Raw genomic sequence first — 19,002 nt, 5'->3', positions numbered from 1 at the left:
ACTATGAGTGAGATCAAAATTATTAACGCCAAAAAAATCTACCACGATGTCCCTGTTATTGAGAATTTGAACATTACAATTCCAAAAGGAAGTCTCTTTACCCTTCTTGGGCCTTCAGGGTGTGGGAAAACGACCCTTCTTCGTATGATTGCAGGTTTCAACAGTATCGAAGGCGGAGAATTTTACTTCGATGATACAAAAATCAATAATATGGAACCCAGCAAACGCAATATCGGGATGGTTTTCCAAAACTACGCTATTTTCCCACATTTGACTGTTCGAGATAATGTTGCTTTTGGTCTCAAGCAAAAGAAAGTCCCTAAAGAAGAATTGATCCAACAGACCAATAAATATCTTGAACTCATGCAAATTGCTCAATATGCGGATCGGAAGCCCGATAAACTCAGTGGTGGACAACAACAACGTGTCGCCTTGGCACGTGCCTTAACAGTTAATCCAAGTGTTCTCCTCATGGACGAACCACTTAGTAACCTAGATGCCAAACTTCGCTTGGATATGCGTCAAGCTATTCGAGAAATCCAACACGAAGTGGGAATTACAACTGTTTATGTGACCCACGACCAAGAAGAAGCTATGGCTATTTCAGACCAAATTGCTGTTATGAAAGATGGGGTGATCCAACAAATCGGCCGACCAAAAGAACTCTATCATAAACCAGCTAATGAGTTTGTAGCAACCTTTATCGGACGCACAAATATTATCCCTGCCAATCTCGAAAAACGGAGCGATGGCGCTTATATCGTCTTTTCAGATGGCTATGCCCTTCGAATGCCAGCTCTTGATCATGCTGAGGCACAAGCTATTCATGTAAGCATTCGTCCAGAAGAATTTATCAAAGATGAATCTGGAGATATTGAAGGAACTATTAGCGATAGCGTCTATCTTGGACTAAATACGGAGTATTTCATCGAGACAGGCTTTGCCTCAAAAATTCAAGTTAGTGAAGAATCAACTTTTGAAGAAGATCTACAAAAAGGCGATCGTATTCGTCTACGAATCAATACCCAAAAATTAAACGTCTTTTCTGCAGATGGTTCCCAAAACCTGATAAAAGGAGTCAACCATGGAACGTAAAAAACTAAATATTTGGACAGCCTCCTCTTTCTTCATCTTTCTTACCTATCTTGTCTTTCTCGTTTATCCTATCGTTACCGTGCTCAAGCAAGCACTTATACATGAAGGGCAATTCTCACTAGCTAATTTTGTCACTTTCTTTGGTAAAGCCTACTACTCTGAGACACTTGTCAACAGTTTCAAGGTTTCCATTACCGCTACTGTCACTTCCTTAGTTGTAGGAACCCTATTAGCTTATCTCTTCTCTATGTATGACTTCAAGGGGAAGAAATTTCTACAAATATTGATTATCATTGCTTCCATGTCAGCTCCTTTCGTGGGAGCCTACTCCTGGATTCTCTTGCTGGGACGAAATGGGGTCATTACTAAATTCCTGACAAATACCCTTCATCTTCCAGCTATCGATATTTATGGATTCAAAGGAATTGTACTTGTCTTTACACTGCAACTATTCCCACTGGTATTTCTATACGTTGCTGGAACAATGAAAAGCATTGACAATTCCCTACTTGAAGCCGCTGAAAGCATGGGGTCCTTCGGATTTAAGCGTATCGTAACGGTTGTTTTACCTCTCCTTGTTCCAACCTTACTAGCTGCTGCCCTGCTTGTATTTATGAGAGCATTCTCAGACTTTGGAACGCCTATGTTGATTGGCGAAGGATATCGGACTTTCCCTGTCCTGATTTATACCCAATTCATTAGCGAGGTTGGAGGAAATTCTGCTTTTGCATCTGCTTTAGCCATTATGGCGATTATCATTGCCTTGGCGATTTTCCTTATCCAAAAATACATTGCAAACCGCTACAGTTTCAGCATGAATTCGCTCCATCCAATTGAGCCTAAAAAAACTACAAAAGGAAAAATGGCTGCCATTTATGCAACAGTCTACGGAATTATCTTTATCTCTGTTTTACCTCAAATCTACTTGATTTATACCTCTTTCCTAAAAACATCAGGTATGGTATTTGTCAAAGGCTATTCTCTAAACAGTTACAAGGTAGCTTTCAATCGTATGGGATCTGCTATTTTCAATACTATTCGTATCCCTTTGATTGCCTTAGTCCTAGTTGTCCTTTTCGCAACATTTATCTCCTACCTAGCTGTTAGAAAACGGAATTTGTTTACAAACTTAATTGACAGCCTCAGTATGGTCCCTTATATTGTACCAGGAACCGTTCTAGGGATTGCCTTCATTTCTTCCTTCAATACTGGCCTATTTGGAAGTGGATTTCTTATGATTACAGGAACTGCTTTCATCTTGATTATGTCCCTATCTGTCAGAAGATTACCTTATACTATTCGCTCATCTGTTGCTAGCTTGCAACAAATAGCCCCAAGTATTGAAGAAGCCGCTGAAAGCTTAGGAAGTAGTCGTCTCAATACCTTTGCTAAGATTACAACTCCAATGATGCTATCTGGTATCATTTCTGGAGCCATCCTATCTTGGGTCACAATGATTTCAGAGCTCTCCACTTCTATCCTCCTCTACAATGTCAAAACAAGAACAATGACTGTAGCCATTTATACAGAGGTTCTCAGAGGAAATTACGGTGTAGCCGCAGCCTTGTCAACTATCTTGACTATTCTAACAGTAGCTTCCTTGCTCTTGTTTATGAAAATCTCTAAAAGCAATAGCATTACACTTTAGTTTCCCCATCAAAAACAGCCGAAAGGATTACCCTCGGCTGTTTTTTCTTGTCTTGATATTCTTATCAAATCCCTAGTTCAGAGCAAGCAAGTCTAGACTGATTAAATAGAGGCTTCCTCCATCTTCTCCCGTCCTAGTTCTCGGTAACTACGATCGCCGACAACCTCAACGCTAAACTGACCGTCCTCATATTCAAGTATCGTCACGCTACCATTATCTAGACCATGCGGATGCATACCATTGATCAGATAAACAATGGTTCCAATAGTCATTCCGTGGCTGACAACGAGGGCATTGCCCCCGCCTTGTTCTTCCATTTCTTTGGCAATTGCTTCAAAACCTTCCTTGATTCGGCTACTGAGTTTTTCCCATCCTTCAGCCCAACCAGCTGTATCGACCTCTACCAAACCCTCAGCCAGTTCAGCATAAGATAATTGGTGAACGTGGTCCACATTAAAGATACGAGGAATAATGCCCATGAAAAGATCACCATCATAAGCTCCATCAAAGCTACCAAAACACCATTCTCTGATACGCTTGTCCATGCGATAAGGGATTTTCCCCTGCAAGCCAAGTTCATCAAGGATAATTCCCATTGTCTGAATGGTGCGCCCTGAATCACTGGAATAAGCACGTTCAAACTGTAGACCAGATTCTCGCAAACCGATTCCTAATTCTTGAATCCCTCGTTCACCTTCAGCTGTTAAGGGAGTATCGCTCCAGCCTTGCGCGCGACCAATCGTGTTAAACATGGTCTTGCCATGACGTACCAAATACAATCGTACTTTTACCATTTTCCGTCCTCCGTTTGCTTCTATTATATCATGGATGATAAAACAAAAGCCACCCAGACAGGCGACTTTTGCAGGAGATTATTATGAAAAAGTTTAGGAGTTCTATTAAATAAAGATATTAGATGAAAATCAAATTCAAACTAAATCAGTGTTATCTGTTTCAAATAATATTAGGAGGTCTTTATTTAATGATTATAGTATACACAGCTAACCTTAAATAGAACTTAAAAAATTATACCCATTCACCTTTTTCATTTACTTTATAGCCGTTAATGGTCATATTTTTTGCCAATTTTCCATCAGCTAACAAGTAATACCACTTATCCCCATCTTTAATCCATTGGTTACGAGCATACTTACCATCTTGGTTCAGATAATACCAACTATCATACTGAGAATCAAATACCCACTCACTCTTAGCCATGTAACCGCCACGTTTTAGGTAGTATTCGCCCTGCCAAGCTTTCTCCACATAACTACCAGTTGAATCTACATAAAACCAGCTCTTATAGTCTTCATCATAAATCCATTCACTTGCAGCCATTGAAGCATCTGCTTTTAGATAATAACGGCCTACCCAACGGTTTCTTACAAGGTTACCAGAAAGGTCATTATAGTACCATTTTCCAGACTCTTTAAACCACTTACTTGCTTGATGATTTTTCTTAGTCTCTCCATTAGTGGTAACATTAGATTTAGATTGAGATAAAACTGAGGATGAAGTTCCAGTAGAAACTGCTTGAATAGCCTCTTCTTTTGTTACCTTAGGCTTAGCTTTTCCTTGGTAAACATCTTCGATACGCTTAGTAAATACAGATAACTCTTCAGGGGATAGCATGTGTACTAATTCAGGTTTCTCCTCATGTAAAAGACCAGCTTCCTTCTTGACTTTATGTATCCCTTCTTCAACTATATCATCAATCTTACTAAACATAGAAATCTTTTCTGCTTTCGAAAGTGTATCGTCATTACTAATGGCTGTCTTCTCCATAAAGGCAACAGCATTAATTTCCCGTATATTTTTTTCCTTAGGTACTGTAGAAATCGGATAATGATTGTTAGATAAAAATAGAGAAACTTTCTTAAGATAAGTATTTAAATTATCTTGATTATTAAATAAAGTTAAATACTTATCACTATCAACATATAAACCAGATTGATGAAAACCAGGTGCGTAGTAGCTTGAAACTCTAGCTAACATTTCTTTTTTCTCTAATTCTGTATAGTGAGAATCATTATTTATTTGAGAAATTACCAGATTCATTTTCTTTAGTATAGCAAGTTCAGCAACAATATACTTCATTCTATGACCAAAAAAATTATCTTTTTCTCTATAACGATCAATGTAGTTTTTTTTAGATTTGTTCTTAAACTCTGATAAAATATTTGGTAACTCTTCCAAAGGAATTTTTCCTTCTAAACTATACTTCCTTATATATTCTAACTCTCCCATGAAATCTTGTAACCTATAATTAAGTTCTTCTCTTAATTTATCTCTAATAGAGCTTACATCACTCTTGGAAAAAGAAACTGTATCCCAGTCTCCTTGATCAACCTGTTCAAAGATATTTTGTTTAATCAAATCAATTAAAAATTGCTTCGTTTCCTCAATTTTTTTATTAACCTCTTCTGGACTCACACTAGTGGTAGTTTCATGGCTTTCTTCCTGCGCAGAAACTACTTGACTGGCAAAAGTTGGGACTAGTAAAGTTGACAGTCCTAAAGCTACTAAAGCATGTTTCATTTCTTTTTTCATCATTTTCTCCTATTTTCTTAATTTTTAAAACTATGAATTGGTGCTGGGATTTGTCCCCCACGAGAAATGAAATCAACAGACGAAGCCCCATTGACCTTCATAACTGGAGCTGTACCAAGAAGACCACCAAACTCAATCATATCGCCTTCTTTTCCTTTTGGAATGATACGAACAGCTGTTGTTTTCATGTTAATAACACCAATTGCTGCTTCATCCGCAATCATGGCTGCAATGGTTTCAGCTGGCGTATCTTCTGGTATGGCAATCATATCCAATCCAACTGAACAGATAGCCGTCATGGCCTCTAGTTTTTCCAAATTAAGAGAGCCATTTTGCACTGCAGCAATCATTCCCTCATCCTCAGAAACGGGGATAAAGGCACCAGACAAACCACCGACTTGGTTGCAGGCCATCACTCCGCCCTTCTTAACTTGGTCATTCAGAAGTGCCAAGGCAGCCGTCGTCCCATGCGTACCAACTGTTTCTAGCCCCATTTCTTCAAGGACACGTGCAACAGAATCTCCAACCGCAGGAGTTGGCGCCAAACTCAAGTCCACAATACCAAACTCCACACCCAGTCTCTCACTGGCCATTTGACCAACCAATTGACCGATACGAGTGATTTTAAAGGCAGTTTTCTTAACTGTTTCGGCGACTACATCAAAGCTCTGTCCACGAACTTTTTCCAAGGCACGTTTTACCACACCAGGACCGGAAACTCCGACATTTATGATAACATCTGCCTCCCCAACACCATGGAAGGCACCCGCCATAAATGGATTGTCCTCAACAGCATTAGCGAATACAACCAACTTGGCCGCTCCCATATCTGATTGATTAGCCGTTTCCTTGATAATACGTCCCATATCAGCGACAGCCGTCATATTGATACCAGACTTGGTTGAGCCGATATTGACTGACGAGCAGACCTTGTCCGTTTCAGCCAAAGCACGAGGAATAGAATTGATGAGAATCTCATCTCCCTTTTGGTACCCCTTTTGTACCAAGGCAGAGAAACCACCAATAAAATCCACACCGATTTCTTTCGCAGCCTTATCAAGCGCTTTTGCCAGAACCACGTAGTCCGTCGCATCTGTCGCTGCTCCAATTAGAGAAATAGGTGTCACCGATACACGCTTATTAACGATTGGAATTCCCAACTCAGCAGCAATTTCATCGCCAACAGCCACTAAATTAGCTGCCTTGGTCCTAATCTTTTGATAAATTTTCTCCGCAGCACGATTGATATCTGGATCAATACAGTCTAATAGGGAAATCCCCATGGTAATAGTTCTGATATCGAAGTTTTGCTCCTCAATCATAGCGATGGTTTCAGTAACTTGTCTAATATCCATGATAACCTCCTAGATATTATACATAGCTTCGAAAATCGCTGCACTCTGAATATTGATTTTCACATTCAAAGTTTGCCCAAAAGTTTCAAACTCATTTCGCAGATAAGTAAAATCCTGCTTTTCATCACTAGAAACGACAGCCATCATCGTGAAATATTCATCCAAGACAGTTTGAGAGATATCATCAATATTCAAACCCAATTCTGCAATTTTAGCAGAAACACCCGCAACAATTCCAGATTTATCTTTGCCAACAACAGTTATAATCGCTTTCATAAGCAAACTCCAATTCTTCTTAAAATAAGAAACCTGAACATTAAACAGGATTCTTTTCAAATAGTATAGCATAATTCCAACTAAAATACTCAAAAACGCCTGCTTACGAAGTTGTTCTTAAGCAAAAAACAATTTCGTAAACAAGCGTCTACTATCCCAACTTATGATGAGTGTTCCCGCTAGGACCGAAATCCTAGCGGTAGACCAGAGCTAGACTAAGAGCACAAGACTCCATCATCATAACACTCAACAAAATTGATGATTTTATACTAATTCGATGATCGCCATTGGCGCTGCATCACCACGACGTGGTTCAGTTTTAAGGATACGAGTGTATCCACCGTTACGTTCAGCATAACGAGGTGCGATTTCTGAGAACAATTTTTGAAGTGCTGTAGTAGAAGTGTACTTATCAGTTGCTTCATCATAGTTTTCAGATGCGATTTCATTACGTACGAAAGCAGCTGCTTGACGACGTGCATGCAAATCACCACGTTTACCTAGAGTAATCATTTTTTCAACAGTTTTACGGATTTCTTTAGCACGAGCTTCAGTTGTCACGATTGATTCGTTGATCAAAAGGTCAGTTGTCAAATCGCGAAGCATTGCTTTACGTTGTGAGCTAGTGCGTCCTAGTTTACGGTAAGCCATGTATTCCTCCTTTATTTATCTTTTAATCCAAGACCCAAATCAATGAGTTTGAGTTTCACTTCTTCCAAACTCTTGCGTCCAAGATTTCGTACTTTCATCATCTCTGCTTCAGATTTTTCTGTCAAATCATGCACAGTATTGATACCGGCACGTTTCAAACAGTTGTATGAACGCACAGACAAGTCCAGTTCCTCAATCGTACGATCCAAAATACGGTCGTCAGATTCAGTATCAGCTTCTTTCATCACTTCAGTTGACTTGGCAATCTCAGTAAGATTTGTAAACAAATCAAGATGTTCTGTCAAAATACGTGCTGAAAGCCCTAAAGCATCTTCTGGAATAATTGTTCCATTAGTCAAGATTTCAAGGGTTAATTTATCAAATCCATCATTGCTACCTACACGAGCAGGTTCCACTTGATAGTTGACTTTTGTAACTGGTGTATAAATAGAATCTACAGCAAGTGTTCCAACTGGTGCATTATCTTTTTTATTTTCATCAGCAGGTACATATCCACGACCACTGTTAACAGTCATAGTCGCTTTTAGAGAAGAACCTTCACCGATTGTAAAAAGATAATGATCTGGATTTACAATTTCAATATCGCTATCTGTCAAAATGTCACCAGCTGTTACTTCAGCAGGACCTTCAACATCTAGTTCGATGATTTTTTCGTCTTCAACGTACGATTTCACTGCAATTCCTTTAATGTTCAGAATGATTTGCATCACGTCTTCACGAACACCTGGAACTGTGTCAAACTCATGTAACACACCATCAATGTTGATAGATGTCACAGCTGCTCCTGGTAGAGAAGCTAGAAGTACACGACGAAGAGAGTTACCAAGAGTTGTACCGTAGCCACGTTCAAGTGGTTCGATTACAAACTTGCCATAATCTTTATTTTCATCAATTTTTGTTATATTTGGTTTTTCAAACTCGATCATTTAGTTACTCCCTCTTAAACGAAAAGCAGTGTAATGCGATGATTATACACGGCGACGTTTTGGAGGACGAGCACCATTGTGTGGCACTGGAGTCACATCACGAATTGCTGTTACTTCAAGACCAGCGGCAGCAAGCGCACGAATAGCTGACTCACGACCAGAACCTGGACCTTTTACAGTAACTTCAACTGATTTAAGACCGTGTTCTTGTGCAGATTTAGCAGCAGCTTCAGAAGCCATTTGAGCAGCGAATGGTGTAGATTTACGAGAACCTTTGAAACCAAGAGCACCAGCTGATGACCAAGCAATTGCATTACCATGCACATCAGTAATCATAACAATAGTGTTATTAAATGTAGCGTGAATATGAGCAATACCAGATTCGATATTCTTTTTCACACGACGTTTACGTGTTGGTTTAGCCAAGACTTTTACCTCCTATATTATTTTTTCTTACCAGCAATCGCAACAGCTTTACCTTTACGAGTACGAGCGTTGTTTTTAGTGTTTTGTCCACGGACAGGAAGTCCACGACGGTGACGGATACCACGGTATGAACCGATTTCCATCAAACGTTTGATGTTCAAGTTTACTTCACGACGAAGGTCACCTTCAACTTTGATTGCATCCACTTCACGACGGATAGCATCTTCTTGATCTGATGTAAGATCACGTACACGAACATCTTCTGAGATTCCAGCAGCAGCCAAAATTTTCTTAGATGTTGCAAGTCCGATACCATAAACATAAGTCAATGAGATTACTACGCGTTTGTCATTTGGAATGTCAACTCCAGCAATACGAGCCATGTTTTCTCCTTTCTATCTTATCCTTGACGTTGTTTGTGTTTTGGATTTGCTGGGCAAATTACCATAACACGACCATTACGACGAATAACTTTACAGTATTCGCAAATTGGTTTGACCGATGGTCTTACTTTCATTTCTTATCCCTCCAAGTTTTTCGATTATTTAAAGCGGTAAGTGATACGTCCACGTGTCAAGTCATATGGACTCATTTCGACAGTAACACGATCTCCCGCTAAAATACGAATATAGTTTTTACGAATTTTACCAGAAACTGTTGCTAAAATCTGATGTCCATTTTCAAGTTCAACCGTAAACATTGCATTCGGCATTGTATCAACTACTTTGCCTTCAACTTCAATCACATCGTCTTTTGCCACGCAAAAGCACCTCCATAAATTTCGATTCGATGCCTCTAGACACAGAGACAACAATTATAAGTCAGACTATCTCAGTATAACATTTGTAGCGGATTTTTGCAAGTGTGAAAAACGCTTTATTTCAAATTTGTCAATACTTTTTCGATATCTGAGAAGACATCATTGATATCTTGATTACCTTCGATGTCATGAACCAAACCTTTGGCACGGTAGTGAGCAATGATTGGTTCTCCTTGAGCAATATTCACATCCAAACGACGTTTGACTGTCTCAGGCTTATCATCTTCACGTTGGTAGTAATCTTCTTCTTTATAGTCAACTGGTGGGTTAAAGACCTTATGGAAAGTTTCTCCAGTTACGCGGTGGATGATACGACCACTCAAACGTTCCAAGAGGCTGTCTGGATTCACTTCGATGTTGATAACACCTTCTAGTTCGATGCCAAGTTCAGCCAATGTTTTGTCCAAGGCATGAGCTTGTTCGATTGTACGTGGGTAACCATCCAACAAGAATCCTGTTTCTTTAATATCATCTTGTGAAAGACGTTCTTTTACGATTCCATTTGTAACTTCGTCAGGAACTAATTCACCCTTGTCAATGTATGACTTAGCAAGAACACCCATTTCAGTTTGATTTGCCATTGCAGCGCGGAACATATCACCTGTTGAGATATGTGCAACATGGAATTGTTCTACGATTTTTGCTGCTTGAGTTCCCTTACCTGCACCAGGTAAGCCCATAATCAAAAGATTCATGATCTGATCTCCTTATTTTATTTTTAAATAGAAGCAAAAATTCTTTTCACCCCTATTTAAAAACAAAATAGAAGAGGGGAGACCAAACTCTCACAAATGTTAGAGTTTAAACCTCCACTCCCTCAGCATTTACTGATTCATACTCAATGAAAATCAAAGAGCAAACTAGGAAGCTAGCCGCAGACTGTACTTGAGTACGGCAAGGTGAAGCTGACGTGGTTTGAATTTGATTTTCGAAGAGTATCAGTAAATACTTTTATTCTGTTCTATCCATGAAACCAACATACTTACGTTTCAATAGGTAACCTTCCAATTGTTTGATTCCTTCAATACCCGTAGAGATAATGATCAAAAGACTAGTCCCCCCAAAAGCAACTGCTTCTGAAAGTCCGAAAACATCTTTTGCCACGATCGGTAAAATAGAAATCACACCAAGGAAGAGAGAACCAACAGTTGCAAGACGACGAAGAAGTTTAGACATATATTCCTCTGTACCTTTACCAGGACGAACTCCATGGATATAGGCTCCGCTCTTTTGTAGGTTTTCTGCCGCTTTTTCAGGATTAATCTGTACAAACGTATAGAAGAATGTAAAGAGAATAATCAATAAAGCATACATAGCAATACCAGTTGGTGAAGTTGTTGCCAGCATTTCTTGTGCTGTTCTTACCCAAGCCCAATCATGACCTGTAGCGCTCAAAAACTGAAGAATAGCCGCAGGCGCTGCAGTAATCGAACTTGCAAAGATAACAGGGATAACTCCAGCAGGGTTTACTTTCAAAGGAAGGTAAGAGCTAGATGGAGCACCTTGTGCAACCTTAGTATATTGGATTGGAATTTTGTATTCTGCTTGTTGAACATAGGTTGTAAAGTAAATGATCAACAATACAGTAATAATCAAAATGATTACGAAAATGATAGATGAGTTGATACGGCTACTTGGGACATTCACAAAGTAGTCCACATAGATGCCCTGAATCATCTCTGGAATTGAGGCAACAATCCCGGCAAAGATAATCATAGAAACACCATTTCCGTACCCCTTATCTGTAATTTGCTCTCCCAACCAAGTGACAATCATACTACCAGCTGTTAAGATGATACCAATCGTCAGAAAAACTTGTGGAGTTAAAGCAGTTTTAATCAATTGAGCTCCAGCCAAGGTATTAAAACCAGCTGTAATCCCGATAGATTGCACAAAAGCGAGAACTAGAGCAATATAACGAGTAGCTTGATTCAATTTTCTTCGGCCTACTTCCCCTTGTTTCCCCCACTCTACAAACTTGGGTAAAATATCCATTTGCAAGAGTTGGACAACGATAGAAGCGGTGATATAGGGACTAACTCCTAGGGCAAAAATCGAAAAGTTTTTTAGGGCATTCCCCGACACCAAGCTCAACATGTTTAAGAAGGATAATCCACTTAAAGCATTCAAGCTATTGGCATTCACACCAGGAACTGTAATGCTAGTCCCGATACGAAAGACCAAAACGATAAAAATTGTAAATAAAATTTTTGATCGAACCTGCTTGACTTTAAGAGCTTCTCTTAATAATTTAAAAAACATAGGTCACCTCTCTTAGATGACTTCTACTGAACCACCTTTAGCAGTGATAGCTTCTTCAGCTGATTTAGAGAATTTAGCTGCTTTCACAGTCAATTTCTTAGTCAACTCACCGTTACCAAGAATTTTAATACCTGATTTTTCAGCTTTAACAATTCCTGCTTCGATAAGAACAACTGGAGTTACTTCAGCACCATCTTCAAAGACGTTCAATTGGTCAAGGTTCACAATTGCGTATTCTTTAGCGTTGATGCTAGTGAATCCACGTTTTGGAAGACGACGGAACAATGGAGTTTGTCCACCTTCAAAACCAAGGCGAACTCCGCCACCGCTACGAGCTTTTTGACCTTTTTGACCACGACCAGATGTTTTACCGTTACCTGATGAAGTACCACGACCAACGCGGTTACGTACTTTACGAGAACCTTCTGCAGGTTTCAATTCATGAAGTTTCATTTTTATTTTCTCCTCTTTTGTAAAATGCTAGCGCCGATAAGGGAGAAAAGGTTGTCTCCCCCATCAACTCGCCTATACGACGTCATCATAGATGACTATATCTAGTTTTAGGGGATGGTATAGTGCACATCCCCTAAAAATTCATTAGTTTACTTCTTCAACTGTTACCAAGTGAGATACTGCAGTGATCATACCACGGATAGCAGCGTTATCTTCTTTAATAACAGAGCTGTTCAATTTGCCAAGTCCAAGTGCTACAACAGTTTTACGTTGTGATGGAATGCGTCCGATTGGAGACTTAGTCAAAGTAATTTTAATTTGAGCCATTTTATCCCCTTTCTTATGCCAAATCAGAAACTGAAATACCACGAAGGGCAGCAACTTCTTCAGCGCGTTTCAATTGTTTCAAACCTTCAACAGTTGCACGAACAATGTTGATTGGAGTGTTAGAACCAAGTGATTTAGATGTAATATCTGCCACACCTGCCAATTCCACAACGGCACGAACTGCACCACCAGCGGCAACTCCAGAACCTTCTACAGCAGGTTTCAACAATACTTTAGCTCCACCGAATTCTGAAAGAACTTCGTGTGGAATTGTTGTTCCAACCATAGGAACTTCGATCAAGTTTTTCTTAGCATCATCTACTGCTTTACGGATTGCTTCTGGAACTTCTTGAGCTTTACCAGTACCAAATCCTACGCGACCGTTGTGGTCACCAACAACAACAAGAGCTGCGAAACGAAGACGACGTCCACCTTTAACAACTTTTGTAACACGGTTGACAGCAACTACGCGTTCTTCTAATTCAACTGCATTGTCTTTAAATGCCATTTTCTAGTGTCCTCCTATTAGAATTTCAATCCGTTTTCACGAGCTGCATCAGCCAAAGCTTTCACACGTCCGTGATATAGATATCCACCGCGGTCGAACACCACTTCTGAAATACCTTTAGCGTTTGCACGTTCTGCAACGAGTTTACCGACAGCAACGGCTTGTTCAGTTTTAGTTCCTTTTGAAACTTCTTTGTCAAGAGTTGAAGCACTTGCGAGCGTTACACCCGCTACGTCATCAATCACTTGAGCGTAGATGCCTGTATTAGAACGGAATACGTTCAAACGTGGGCGATCAGCAGTTCCAGAGAGTTTTCCGCGAACGCGACGGTGGCGTTTTTGGCGGAGTTTGTTTTTATCTGGTTTTGAAATCACAGTTTTCACCTCTTTAGTTTTAAATCGTGTGCTATGCACAAAGTTGGAAAATAGGTTGGTGGTTGAGAATCAACCACTCAACATTATTTACCTGTTTTACCTTCTTTACGGCGAACGAATTCACCAACGTAACGGATACCTTTACCTTTATATGGTTCTGGTGAACGAAGGCTACGTACATAAGCAGCTGTTTGACCAACTACTTCTTTTGAAATTCCGCTAACAACGATTGTTGTTGGGTTTGGAAGTTCAAAAGTAATTCCTTCTGGAGCTTCAACTTCGTCTGGATGAGATTTACCAACAGCCAAAACAAGTTTAGATCCTTGAAGTTGTGCACGGTAACCAACCCCGCGCATTTCAAGTTCTTTCTTGAATCCTTCTGATACACCAACAACCATGTTGTTCAAAAGGGCACGAGTAGTTCCGTGGATAGTTTTCATTTCTTTTGAATCGTTTGGACGGTGAAGAGTTACTTCAGTACCTTCCACACGGATTTCAATATCTTTTGAGAACTCACGAGTAAGTTCTCCTTTAGGTCCTTTTACAGTTACAACGTTGTCATTGTTAGTGATTTCAACACCAGCAGGCAACACGATAACTTTATTACCAATACGTGACATGTTTATTTTCTCCTGTTAAATTGTCAGGCCATAACGGCCAGTTTTCACGGGGTTCAGATACTTATTTAGTTCAAGAGCTGAACTGAACACGCTCTAACAAGCTTTGTATCTTGATTTGAGTTCGAGCTAAGAATTTGGTGAAAAAGATAAGTTTGTCTTGGAGCATCGCTCCTGCTACAAACTTCCTATTTTCACTGCATTCTTTTAACGCTCTCACATCATCAATTACCAAACGTAAGCGATAACCTCGCCACCAACATTCTTTTGGCGTGCTTCTTTATCAGTAAGCAAACCTTCAGAAGTTGAAAGGATAGCAATTCCAAGTCCGTTAAGAACTTTTGGAAGGTCTTCACGTTTTTTGTAGACACGAAGTCCTGGTTTAGAAACACGTTTCAAGTTAGTGATAACTTTTTCACCGTTTGGTCCGTATTTAAGGAATACACGGATGATGCCTTGTTTGTCATCTTCGATGATTTCAACGTTTTTTACAAAACCTTCGCGTTTAAGGATTTCAGCAATCCCTTTTTTGATATTTGATGCAGGTACTTCAAGTACTTCGTGTTTTGCTTGGTTAGCGTTACGAATACGAGTTAGGAAGTCTGCGATTGGGTCAGTCATAACCATTTTGTTTTTCTCCTCTTACTAGTAGTTTGCAAGTTGCACTTGCTAGTTAATGATTGAGCTGGGCTCAGATAGTATTGACACATTCAAATGAGATAACTCTTATTTGAACACGAGCTACAACCTGTGCAAAAAAGATAAATTTGTTTTGGAGCATCGCTCCTTCACCAAATTTCCTATTTTTGCTGTGGTTGTCACGCTCTTTGTATCATGATATTACCAAGATGCTTTTGTTACACCAGGAATTTGTCCTTTGTAAGCTAATTCACGGAAGCAAACACGGCAAAGTTTAAATTTGCGGTAAACTGAATGTGGGCGACCACATTTTTCACAACGAGTATAAGCTTGAGTAGAGAACTTCGCTGGACGTTTGTTCTTAGCAATCATTGATTTTTTAGCCATTAGATTTACCTCCTATATTATTTTGCAAAAGGCATTCCAAGGCCTGTAAGCAATGCACGTGACTCTTCGTCAGTGTTAGCAGTTGTTACGATAACGATGTCAAGACCACGAGTTTTGTCAACGTCATCAAAGTTGATTTCTGGGAAGATCAATTGTTCTTTCACACCAAGTGTGTAGTTTCCGCGTCCATCAAATGATTTTGTTGGAACACCATGGAAGTCACGTACACGTGGAAGTGAAACTGAAACCAATTTATCCAAGAATTCGTACATACGTTCACCACGAAGGGTAACTTTTGCACCGATCGCAACACCTTCACGAAGACGGAAGCCGGCGATTGATTTTTTAGCTTTAGTGATAAGTGGTTTTTGACCTGAGATAAGTGCCAATTCTTCAGCAGCTTTTTCAAGGCTTTTAGCGTTTGATACAGCTTCACCAACACCCATGTTCAAAACGATCTTATCTACTTTAGGCACAGCCATCACTGATGAGTAGTTGAATTGTTCTGTCAAAGCAGGAACTACTTCATTAAGATATTTTTCTTTTAAACGATTTGCCATTATACTTCTCCTTTCCTTCGTGATTAATCAAGTACTTCGCCTGATTTTTTGTTGTAGCGAACTTTTTTACCGTCTACAAATTTGTAACCAACACGACCAGCCACACCATTTTTGTCCAAAACTTGAACGTTTGATACGTGGATAGCTGCTTCTTTTTCGATGATCCCACCTTGAGGAAGCTCGTTAGTTGGACGTTGGTGTTTCTTAACGATGTTAACACCTTCAACGATAACTTTGTTTACTTTTGGAAGGGCAGTAAGGACAACAGCTTCTGTTCCCTTATCTTTACCAGCGATTACGCGAACTTTGTCGCCTTTTTTTACAAACATTAGGTTTCTCCTTGATTTTTCTTACGCCCATAAGGGCACCCTAGCTTGAAGCTAGGGGACTAGTTTGTTTCTAAAAATTAAAGTACTTCTGGAGCAAGTGACACGATCTTCATGAAGCCACCTTCACGTAATTCACGTGCAACTGGACCAAAGATACGTGTTCCGCGAGGAGTTTTGTCTTCACGGATGATAACTGCTGCGTTTTCGTCAAATTTGATGTATGAACCATCAGCACGACGAGCACCTGATTTAGTACGAACGATAACTGCTTTAACAACGTCACCTTTTTTAACCGCACCACCAGGAGTAGCTTGTTTTACAGATGCCACGATAACATCACCGATGTTTGCAAATTTACGTCCTGAACCACCAAGAACTTTGATAGTCAAGATTTCGCGAGCACCGCTGTTGTCTGCGACTTTCAAACGAGTTTCTGTTTGAATCATTTCAGTTTTCTCCTTTCAGGTTTGATTAGATGATGACCGCTTCTTCAACAACTTCTACAAGACGGAAACGTTTTGTAGCTGAAAGCGGACGAGTTTCCATGATACGTACGATATCGCCTTCTTTGGCAACATTGTTTTCATCATGAGCTTTGTATTTTTTAGAGTAGTTAATACGTTTACCATAGACTGGGTGGTTACGTTTTGTTTCAACTACAACTGTGATTGTCTTGTCCATTTTGTCAGATACAACACGTCCAACAAGAACTTTACGATTATTGCGTTCCATTGAAATTTCTCCTTCCCTAGTCTATTATTTCGCTTCAGATTGAACTGTTTTGATACGAGCGATTTGTTTTTTAACTTCTTTCAAGCGAGCTGTTTGTTCCAATTGACCAGTAGCAGCTTGGAAACGAAGTTCAAACAATTCTTTTTTCAATTCGTTTTCGCGCTTCGCGAGTTCTTCTTGAGAAAGACCACGAAGTTCTTTAACAAATTCTTTTACTTCATTAAGTTTCATGCCTTCTCCTTATTCTGCTTCACGTTTTACGAATTTACATTTAACTGGCAATTTGTGGCTAGCAAGACGAAGCGCTTCGCGAGCGATTTCTTCAGATACACCAGCGATTTCGAACATCACTTTACCACGTTTAACTGGTGCTACCCAACCTTCAGGTGCCCCTTTACCAGATCCCATACGCACACCGATAGCTTTAGCAGTGTATGATTTGTGTGGGAAGATTTTAATCCAAACTTTACCACCACGTTTCATGTAACGAGTCATGGCGATACGAGCAGCTTCGATTTGGCGGTTAGTGATCCAGTGGCTAGTTGTAGCTTGAAGACCGTATTCACCGAATGCTACTTCTTTTCCACCTTTTGCTTCACCGCGCATTTTTCCACGGAATTCACGACGGTGTTTAACACGTTTAGGTACTAACATTGGTTATTTACCTCCTTTAGTGTTTTTGCGAGCTGGAAGAACTTCACCACGGTAGATCCATACTTTAACACCAAGTTTACCGTATGTAGTATCTGCTTCTTCCCAAGCGTAATCGATATCTGCACGAAGTGTGTGAAGTGGAACAGTTCCTTCAGAGTATCCTTCAGCACGGGCGATGTCTGCACCGTTCAAACGACCTGATACTTGAGTTTTGATTCCTTTAGCTCCAGCACGCATTGCACGTTGGATTGCTTGTTTTTGTGCACGACGGAAAGCAACACGTTGCTCCAATTGACGAGCAATACCTTCACCTACAAGGTGAGCATCCAAATCAGGTTGTTTGATTTCGATGATGTTGATGTGTACTTGTTTTCCAGTCAATTTGTTAAGTTTTGCACGGAGTGCATCAACGTTAGCACCACCTTTACCGATAACCATACCTGGTTTAGCAGTGTGAAGTGAAACGTTAACTTTGTTTACTGCGCGTTCAATTTCGATAGTTGAAACTGCTGCGTCAGCAAGTTCTTTTTGAACGAATTTACGGATTGCAAGATCTTCATGAAGGTAATCCGCGTATTCTTTTTCAGCATACCATTTGGCATCCCAATCACGGATGATGCCGACACGCATACCAATTGGATGTACTTTTTGACCCACGATTTTACCTCCTTATTTTTCTGCAACAGCTACAGTGATGTGAGCTGTACGTTTGTTGATTGGTGAAGCTGAACCTTTCGCACGTGGACGGAAACGTTTCATAGTTGGTCCTTCGTTTGCGAATGCTTCAGATACTACCAAGTTAGCTTTATCCAAACCAAAGTTGTTTTCAGCGTTAGCTACAGCTGAGTTCAAAACTTTCAAGATGATTTCAGCAGCTTTGTTTGGAGTGAATGTCAAGATTGCGATTGCATCGGCTACGCTTTTACCACGGATGTTATCAAGAACAAGACGTGATTTACGAGGTGAAACACGTACTGTACGAGCCATTGCTTTAGCTGAAGTAATTTCTGCCATTTATGTTCTCCTTATTTTCTACGTGTTTTCTTGTCGTCTGCAGCGTGACCTTTGTAAGTACGAGTTGGTGCAAATTCACCAAGTTTGTGACCTACCATGTCTTCTTGGATGTAAACAGGTACGTGTTTACGTCCGTCATAAACTGCGATAGTGTAACCAATGAAACTTGGGAAGATCGTTGAACGACGTGACCAAGTTTTAATAACTTTTTTCTTTTCGTCGTTAGCTTGAGCTTCAACTTTTTTCATCAAATGCTCATCGACGAAAGGTCCTTTTTTAAGACTGCGTCCCATTTTTATATTTTCTCCTTTAAATGTTGTACCACAGCGGCTTGCGCTCCTATGGAGCGCTACCGAGCTGGCGGATTTACTAGTTGCT

30 protein-coding genes are annotated in these 19,002 nt (G+C 40.0%); 2 read left to right on the top strand and 28 right to left on the bottom strand.

The annotated features are described in order from the left end of the window. Window positions 1-3 precede the first annotated feature (3 nt). Both HT714_RS05470 and HT714_RS05465 read left to right on the top strand, forming a co-directional pair. On the top strand, window positions 4-1,095 hold the full coding sequence (locus HT714_RS05470) for an ABC transporter ATP-binding protein (protein ID WP_173251626.1): 1,092 nt from the start codon (window positions 4-6) through the stop codon (window positions 1,093-1,095). Continuing rightward, window positions 1,085-2,743 carry an iron ABC transporter permease gene (locus HT714_RS05465; protein WP_173251624.1) on the top strand — a complete coding sequence of 553 codons (1,659 nt, stop codon included), beginning with the start codon at window positions 1,085-1,087 and terminating at the stop codon, window positions 2,741-2,743. Before HT714_RS05470 ends, HT714_RS05465 begins: the two co-directional genes overlap by 11 nt. Window positions 2,744-2,844: 101 nt before the next feature. Here HT714_RS05465 and HT714_RS05460 read toward each other — a convergent pair whose 3' ends face one another. From HT714_RS05460 to rpsS, 28 genes are all read right to left on the bottom strand, one after another. Then, window positions 2,845-3,537 (bottom strand): histidine phosphatase family protein, encoded by a 693-nt coding sequence (locus HT714_RS05460; RefSeq protein ID WP_173251620.1) that lies wholly within the window; start codon window positions 3,535-3,537, stop codon window positions 2,845-2,847. 232 nt (window positions 3,538-3,769) lie between these two features. Further along, window positions 3,770-5,293: an N-acetylmuramoyl-L-alanine amidase family protein gene (locus HT714_RS05455; RefSeq protein ID WP_173251617.1), complete on the bottom strand. Its 1,524-nt coding sequence runs from the start codon at window positions 5,291-5,293 to the stop codon at window positions 3,770-3,772. Window positions 5,294-5,310: 17 nt separating this feature from the next. Then, complete coding sequence (locus HT714_RS05450) at window positions 5,311-6,648, bottom strand: PFL family protein (protein WP_173251615.1); 1,338 nt, start codon at window positions 6,646-6,648, stop codon at window positions 5,311-5,313. A 9-nt stretch (window positions 6,649-6,657) separates the two neighbouring features. Further along, window positions 6,658-6,924, bottom strand: a complete 267-nt coding sequence (locus HT714_RS05445; protein WP_173251613.1) for an ACT domain-containing protein — start codon at window positions 6,922-6,924, stop codon at window positions 6,658-6,660. Window positions 6,925-7,188: 264 nt separating this feature from the next. After that, window positions 7,189-7,575: a 50S ribosomal protein L17 gene (rplQ, locus tag HT714_RS05440; protein WP_000331493.1), complete on the bottom strand. Its 387-nt coding sequence runs from the start codon at window positions 7,573-7,575 to the stop codon at window positions 7,189-7,191. Window positions 7,576-7,586: 11 nt separating this feature from the next. Further along, on the bottom strand, window positions 7,587-8,522 hold the full coding sequence (locus HT714_RS05435) for a DNA-directed RNA polymerase subunit alpha (protein ID WP_000568988.1): 936 nt from the start codon (window positions 8,520-8,522) through the stop codon (window positions 7,587-7,589). A gap of 42 nt (window positions 8,523-8,564) precedes the next feature. Next, entirely contained in the window at window positions 8,565-8,948 is a 384-nt protein-coding gene (gene rpsK / locus HT714_RS05430; protein WP_001118385.1) for a 30S ribosomal protein S11, read from the bottom strand. A 17-nt stretch (window positions 8,949-8,965) separates the two neighbouring features. After that, complete coding sequence (gene rpsM, locus HT714_RS05425; protein ID WP_000090781.1) at window positions 8,966-9,331, bottom strand: 30S ribosomal protein S13; 366 nt, start codon at window positions 9,329-9,331, stop codon at window positions 8,966-8,968. A 17-nt stretch (window positions 9,332-9,348) separates the two neighbouring features. Then, window positions 9,349-9,465 carry a 50S ribosomal protein L36 gene (gene rpmJ, locus HT714_RS05420; RefSeq protein WP_001808836.1) on the bottom strand — a complete coding sequence of 39 codons (117 nt, stop codon included), beginning with the start codon at window positions 9,463-9,465 and terminating at the stop codon, window positions 9,349-9,351. A 24-nt stretch (window positions 9,466-9,489) separates the two neighbouring features. Next, on the bottom strand, window positions 9,490-9,708 hold the full coding sequence (infA, locus tag HT714_RS05415) for a translation initiation factor IF-1 (RefSeq protein ID WP_001029883.1): 219 nt from the start codon (window positions 9,706-9,708) through the stop codon (window positions 9,490-9,492). A 116-nt stretch (window positions 9,709-9,824) separates the two neighbouring features. Further along, window positions 9,825-10,463 carry an adenylate kinase gene (locus tag HT714_RS05410; protein ID WP_001050436.1) on the bottom strand — a complete coding sequence of 213 codons (639 nt, stop codon included), beginning with the start codon at window positions 10,461-10,463 and terminating at the stop codon, window positions 9,825-9,827. Between the two features lie 256 nt (window positions 10,464-10,719). Further along, the gene (secY, locus tag HT714_RS05405; RefSeq protein WP_173251611.1) at window positions 10,720-12,030 is read right to left on the bottom strand and encodes a preprotein translocase subunit SecY; all 1,311 of its coding nucleotides are present in this window, start codon (window positions 12,028-12,030) and stop codon (window positions 10,720-10,722) included. A 12-nt stretch (window positions 12,031-12,042) separates the two neighbouring features. Continuing rightward, window positions 12,043-12,483 (bottom strand): 50S ribosomal protein L15, encoded by a 441-nt coding sequence (rplO, locus tag HT714_RS05400; protein ID WP_173225165.1) that lies wholly within the window; start codon window positions 12,481-12,483, stop codon window positions 12,043-12,045. Window positions 12,484-12,627: 144 nt separating this feature from the next. Then, entirely contained in the window at window positions 12,628-12,810 is a 183-nt protein-coding gene (gene rpmD, locus HT714_RS05395; RefSeq protein ID WP_000057241.1) for a 50S ribosomal protein L30, read from the bottom strand. 13 nt (window positions 12,811-12,823) lie between these two features. Then, window positions 12,824-13,318, bottom strand: coding sequence for a 30S ribosomal protein S5 (rpsE, locus tag HT714_RS05390; protein ID WP_000874202.1), 495 nt, complete (start codon window positions 13,316-13,318; stop codon window positions 12,824-12,826). 17 nt (window positions 13,319-13,335) lie between these two features. After that, window positions 13,336-13,692 carry a 50S ribosomal protein L18 gene (gene rplR / locus HT714_RS05385; protein ID WP_000624044.1) on the bottom strand — a complete coding sequence of 119 codons (357 nt, stop codon included), beginning with the start codon at window positions 13,690-13,692 and terminating at the stop codon, window positions 13,336-13,338. A gap of 83 nt (window positions 13,693-13,775) precedes the next feature. Beyond that, window positions 13,776-14,312 carry a 50S ribosomal protein L6 gene (gene rplF / locus HT714_RS05380; RefSeq protein WP_000086626.1) on the bottom strand — a complete coding sequence of 179 codons (537 nt, stop codon included), beginning with the start codon at window positions 14,310-14,312 and terminating at the stop codon, window positions 13,776-13,778. 225 nt (window positions 14,313-14,537) lie between these two features. Next, window positions 14,538-14,936, bottom strand: coding sequence for a 30S ribosomal protein S8 (gene rpsH / locus HT714_RS05375; protein ID WP_000245504.1), 399 nt, complete (start codon window positions 14,934-14,936; stop codon window positions 14,538-14,540). Window positions 14,937-15,149: 213 nt separating this feature from the next. Next, a complete protein-coding gene (locus tag HT714_RS05370) occupies window positions 15,150-15,335 on the bottom strand; it encodes a type Z 30S ribosomal protein S14 (protein ID WP_001085697.1) in 186 nt (61 codons plus the stop codon). A 17-nt stretch (window positions 15,336-15,352) separates the two neighbouring features. Beyond that, window positions 15,353-15,895 (bottom strand): 50S ribosomal protein L5, encoded by a 543-nt coding sequence (gene rplE / locus HT714_RS05365; protein WP_000013542.1) that lies wholly within the window; start codon window positions 15,893-15,895, stop codon window positions 15,353-15,355. A 23-nt stretch (window positions 15,896-15,918) separates the two neighbouring features. Beyond that, on the bottom strand, window positions 15,919-16,224 hold the full coding sequence (gene rplX / locus HT714_RS05360; protein WP_000497691.1) for a 50S ribosomal protein L24: 306 nt from the start codon (window positions 16,222-16,224) through the stop codon (window positions 15,919-15,921). Window positions 16,225-16,301: 77 nt separating this feature from the next. Then, window positions 16,302-16,670, bottom strand: coding sequence for a 50S ribosomal protein L14 (rplN, locus tag HT714_RS05355; protein ID WP_000616545.1), 369 nt, complete (start codon window positions 16,668-16,670; stop codon window positions 16,302-16,304). Window positions 16,671-16,695: 25 nt separating this feature from the next. Then, window positions 16,696-16,956, bottom strand: coding sequence for a 30S ribosomal protein S17 (gene rpsQ / locus HT714_RS05350; protein WP_000440801.1), 261 nt, complete (start codon window positions 16,954-16,956; stop codon window positions 16,696-16,698). Window positions 16,957-16,980: 24 nt separating this feature from the next. Beyond that, window positions 16,981-17,187: a 50S ribosomal protein L29 gene (rpmC, locus tag HT714_RS05345; protein ID WP_000772918.1), complete on the bottom strand. Its 207-nt coding sequence runs from the start codon at window positions 17,185-17,187 to the stop codon at window positions 16,981-16,983. Window positions 17,188-17,196: 9 nt separating this feature from the next. Continuing rightward, a complete protein-coding gene (gene rplP, locus HT714_RS05340; RefSeq protein WP_000960946.1) occupies window positions 17,197-17,610 on the bottom strand; it encodes a 50S ribosomal protein L16 in 414 nt (137 codons plus the stop codon). 3 nt (window positions 17,611-17,613) lie between these two features. Further along, entirely contained in the window at window positions 17,614-18,267 is a 654-nt protein-coding gene (rpsC, locus tag HT714_RS05335) for a 30S ribosomal protein S3 (protein WP_000529936.1), read from the bottom strand. Window positions 18,268-18,279: 12 nt separating this feature from the next. Then, window positions 18,280-18,624, bottom strand: a complete 345-nt coding sequence (rplV, locus tag HT714_RS05330) for a 50S ribosomal protein L22 (protein WP_000818137.1) — start codon at window positions 18,622-18,624, stop codon at window positions 18,280-18,282. Window positions 18,625-18,635: 11 nt separating this feature from the next. Continuing rightward, window positions 18,636-18,917 (bottom strand): 30S ribosomal protein S19, encoded by a 282-nt coding sequence (gene rpsS / locus HT714_RS05325; protein ID WP_000533766.1) that lies wholly within the window; start codon window positions 18,915-18,917, stop codon window positions 18,636-18,638. Between the last annotated feature and the right edge of the window lie 85 nt (window positions 18,918-19,002).

The organism is Streptococcus sp. 3705, from assembly GCF_013277145.1.
GTDB lineage: Bacteria > Bacillota > Bacilli > Lactobacillales > Streptococcaceae > Streptococcus.
This window is presented reverse-complemented; position numbering and strand designations above follow the sequence as displayed.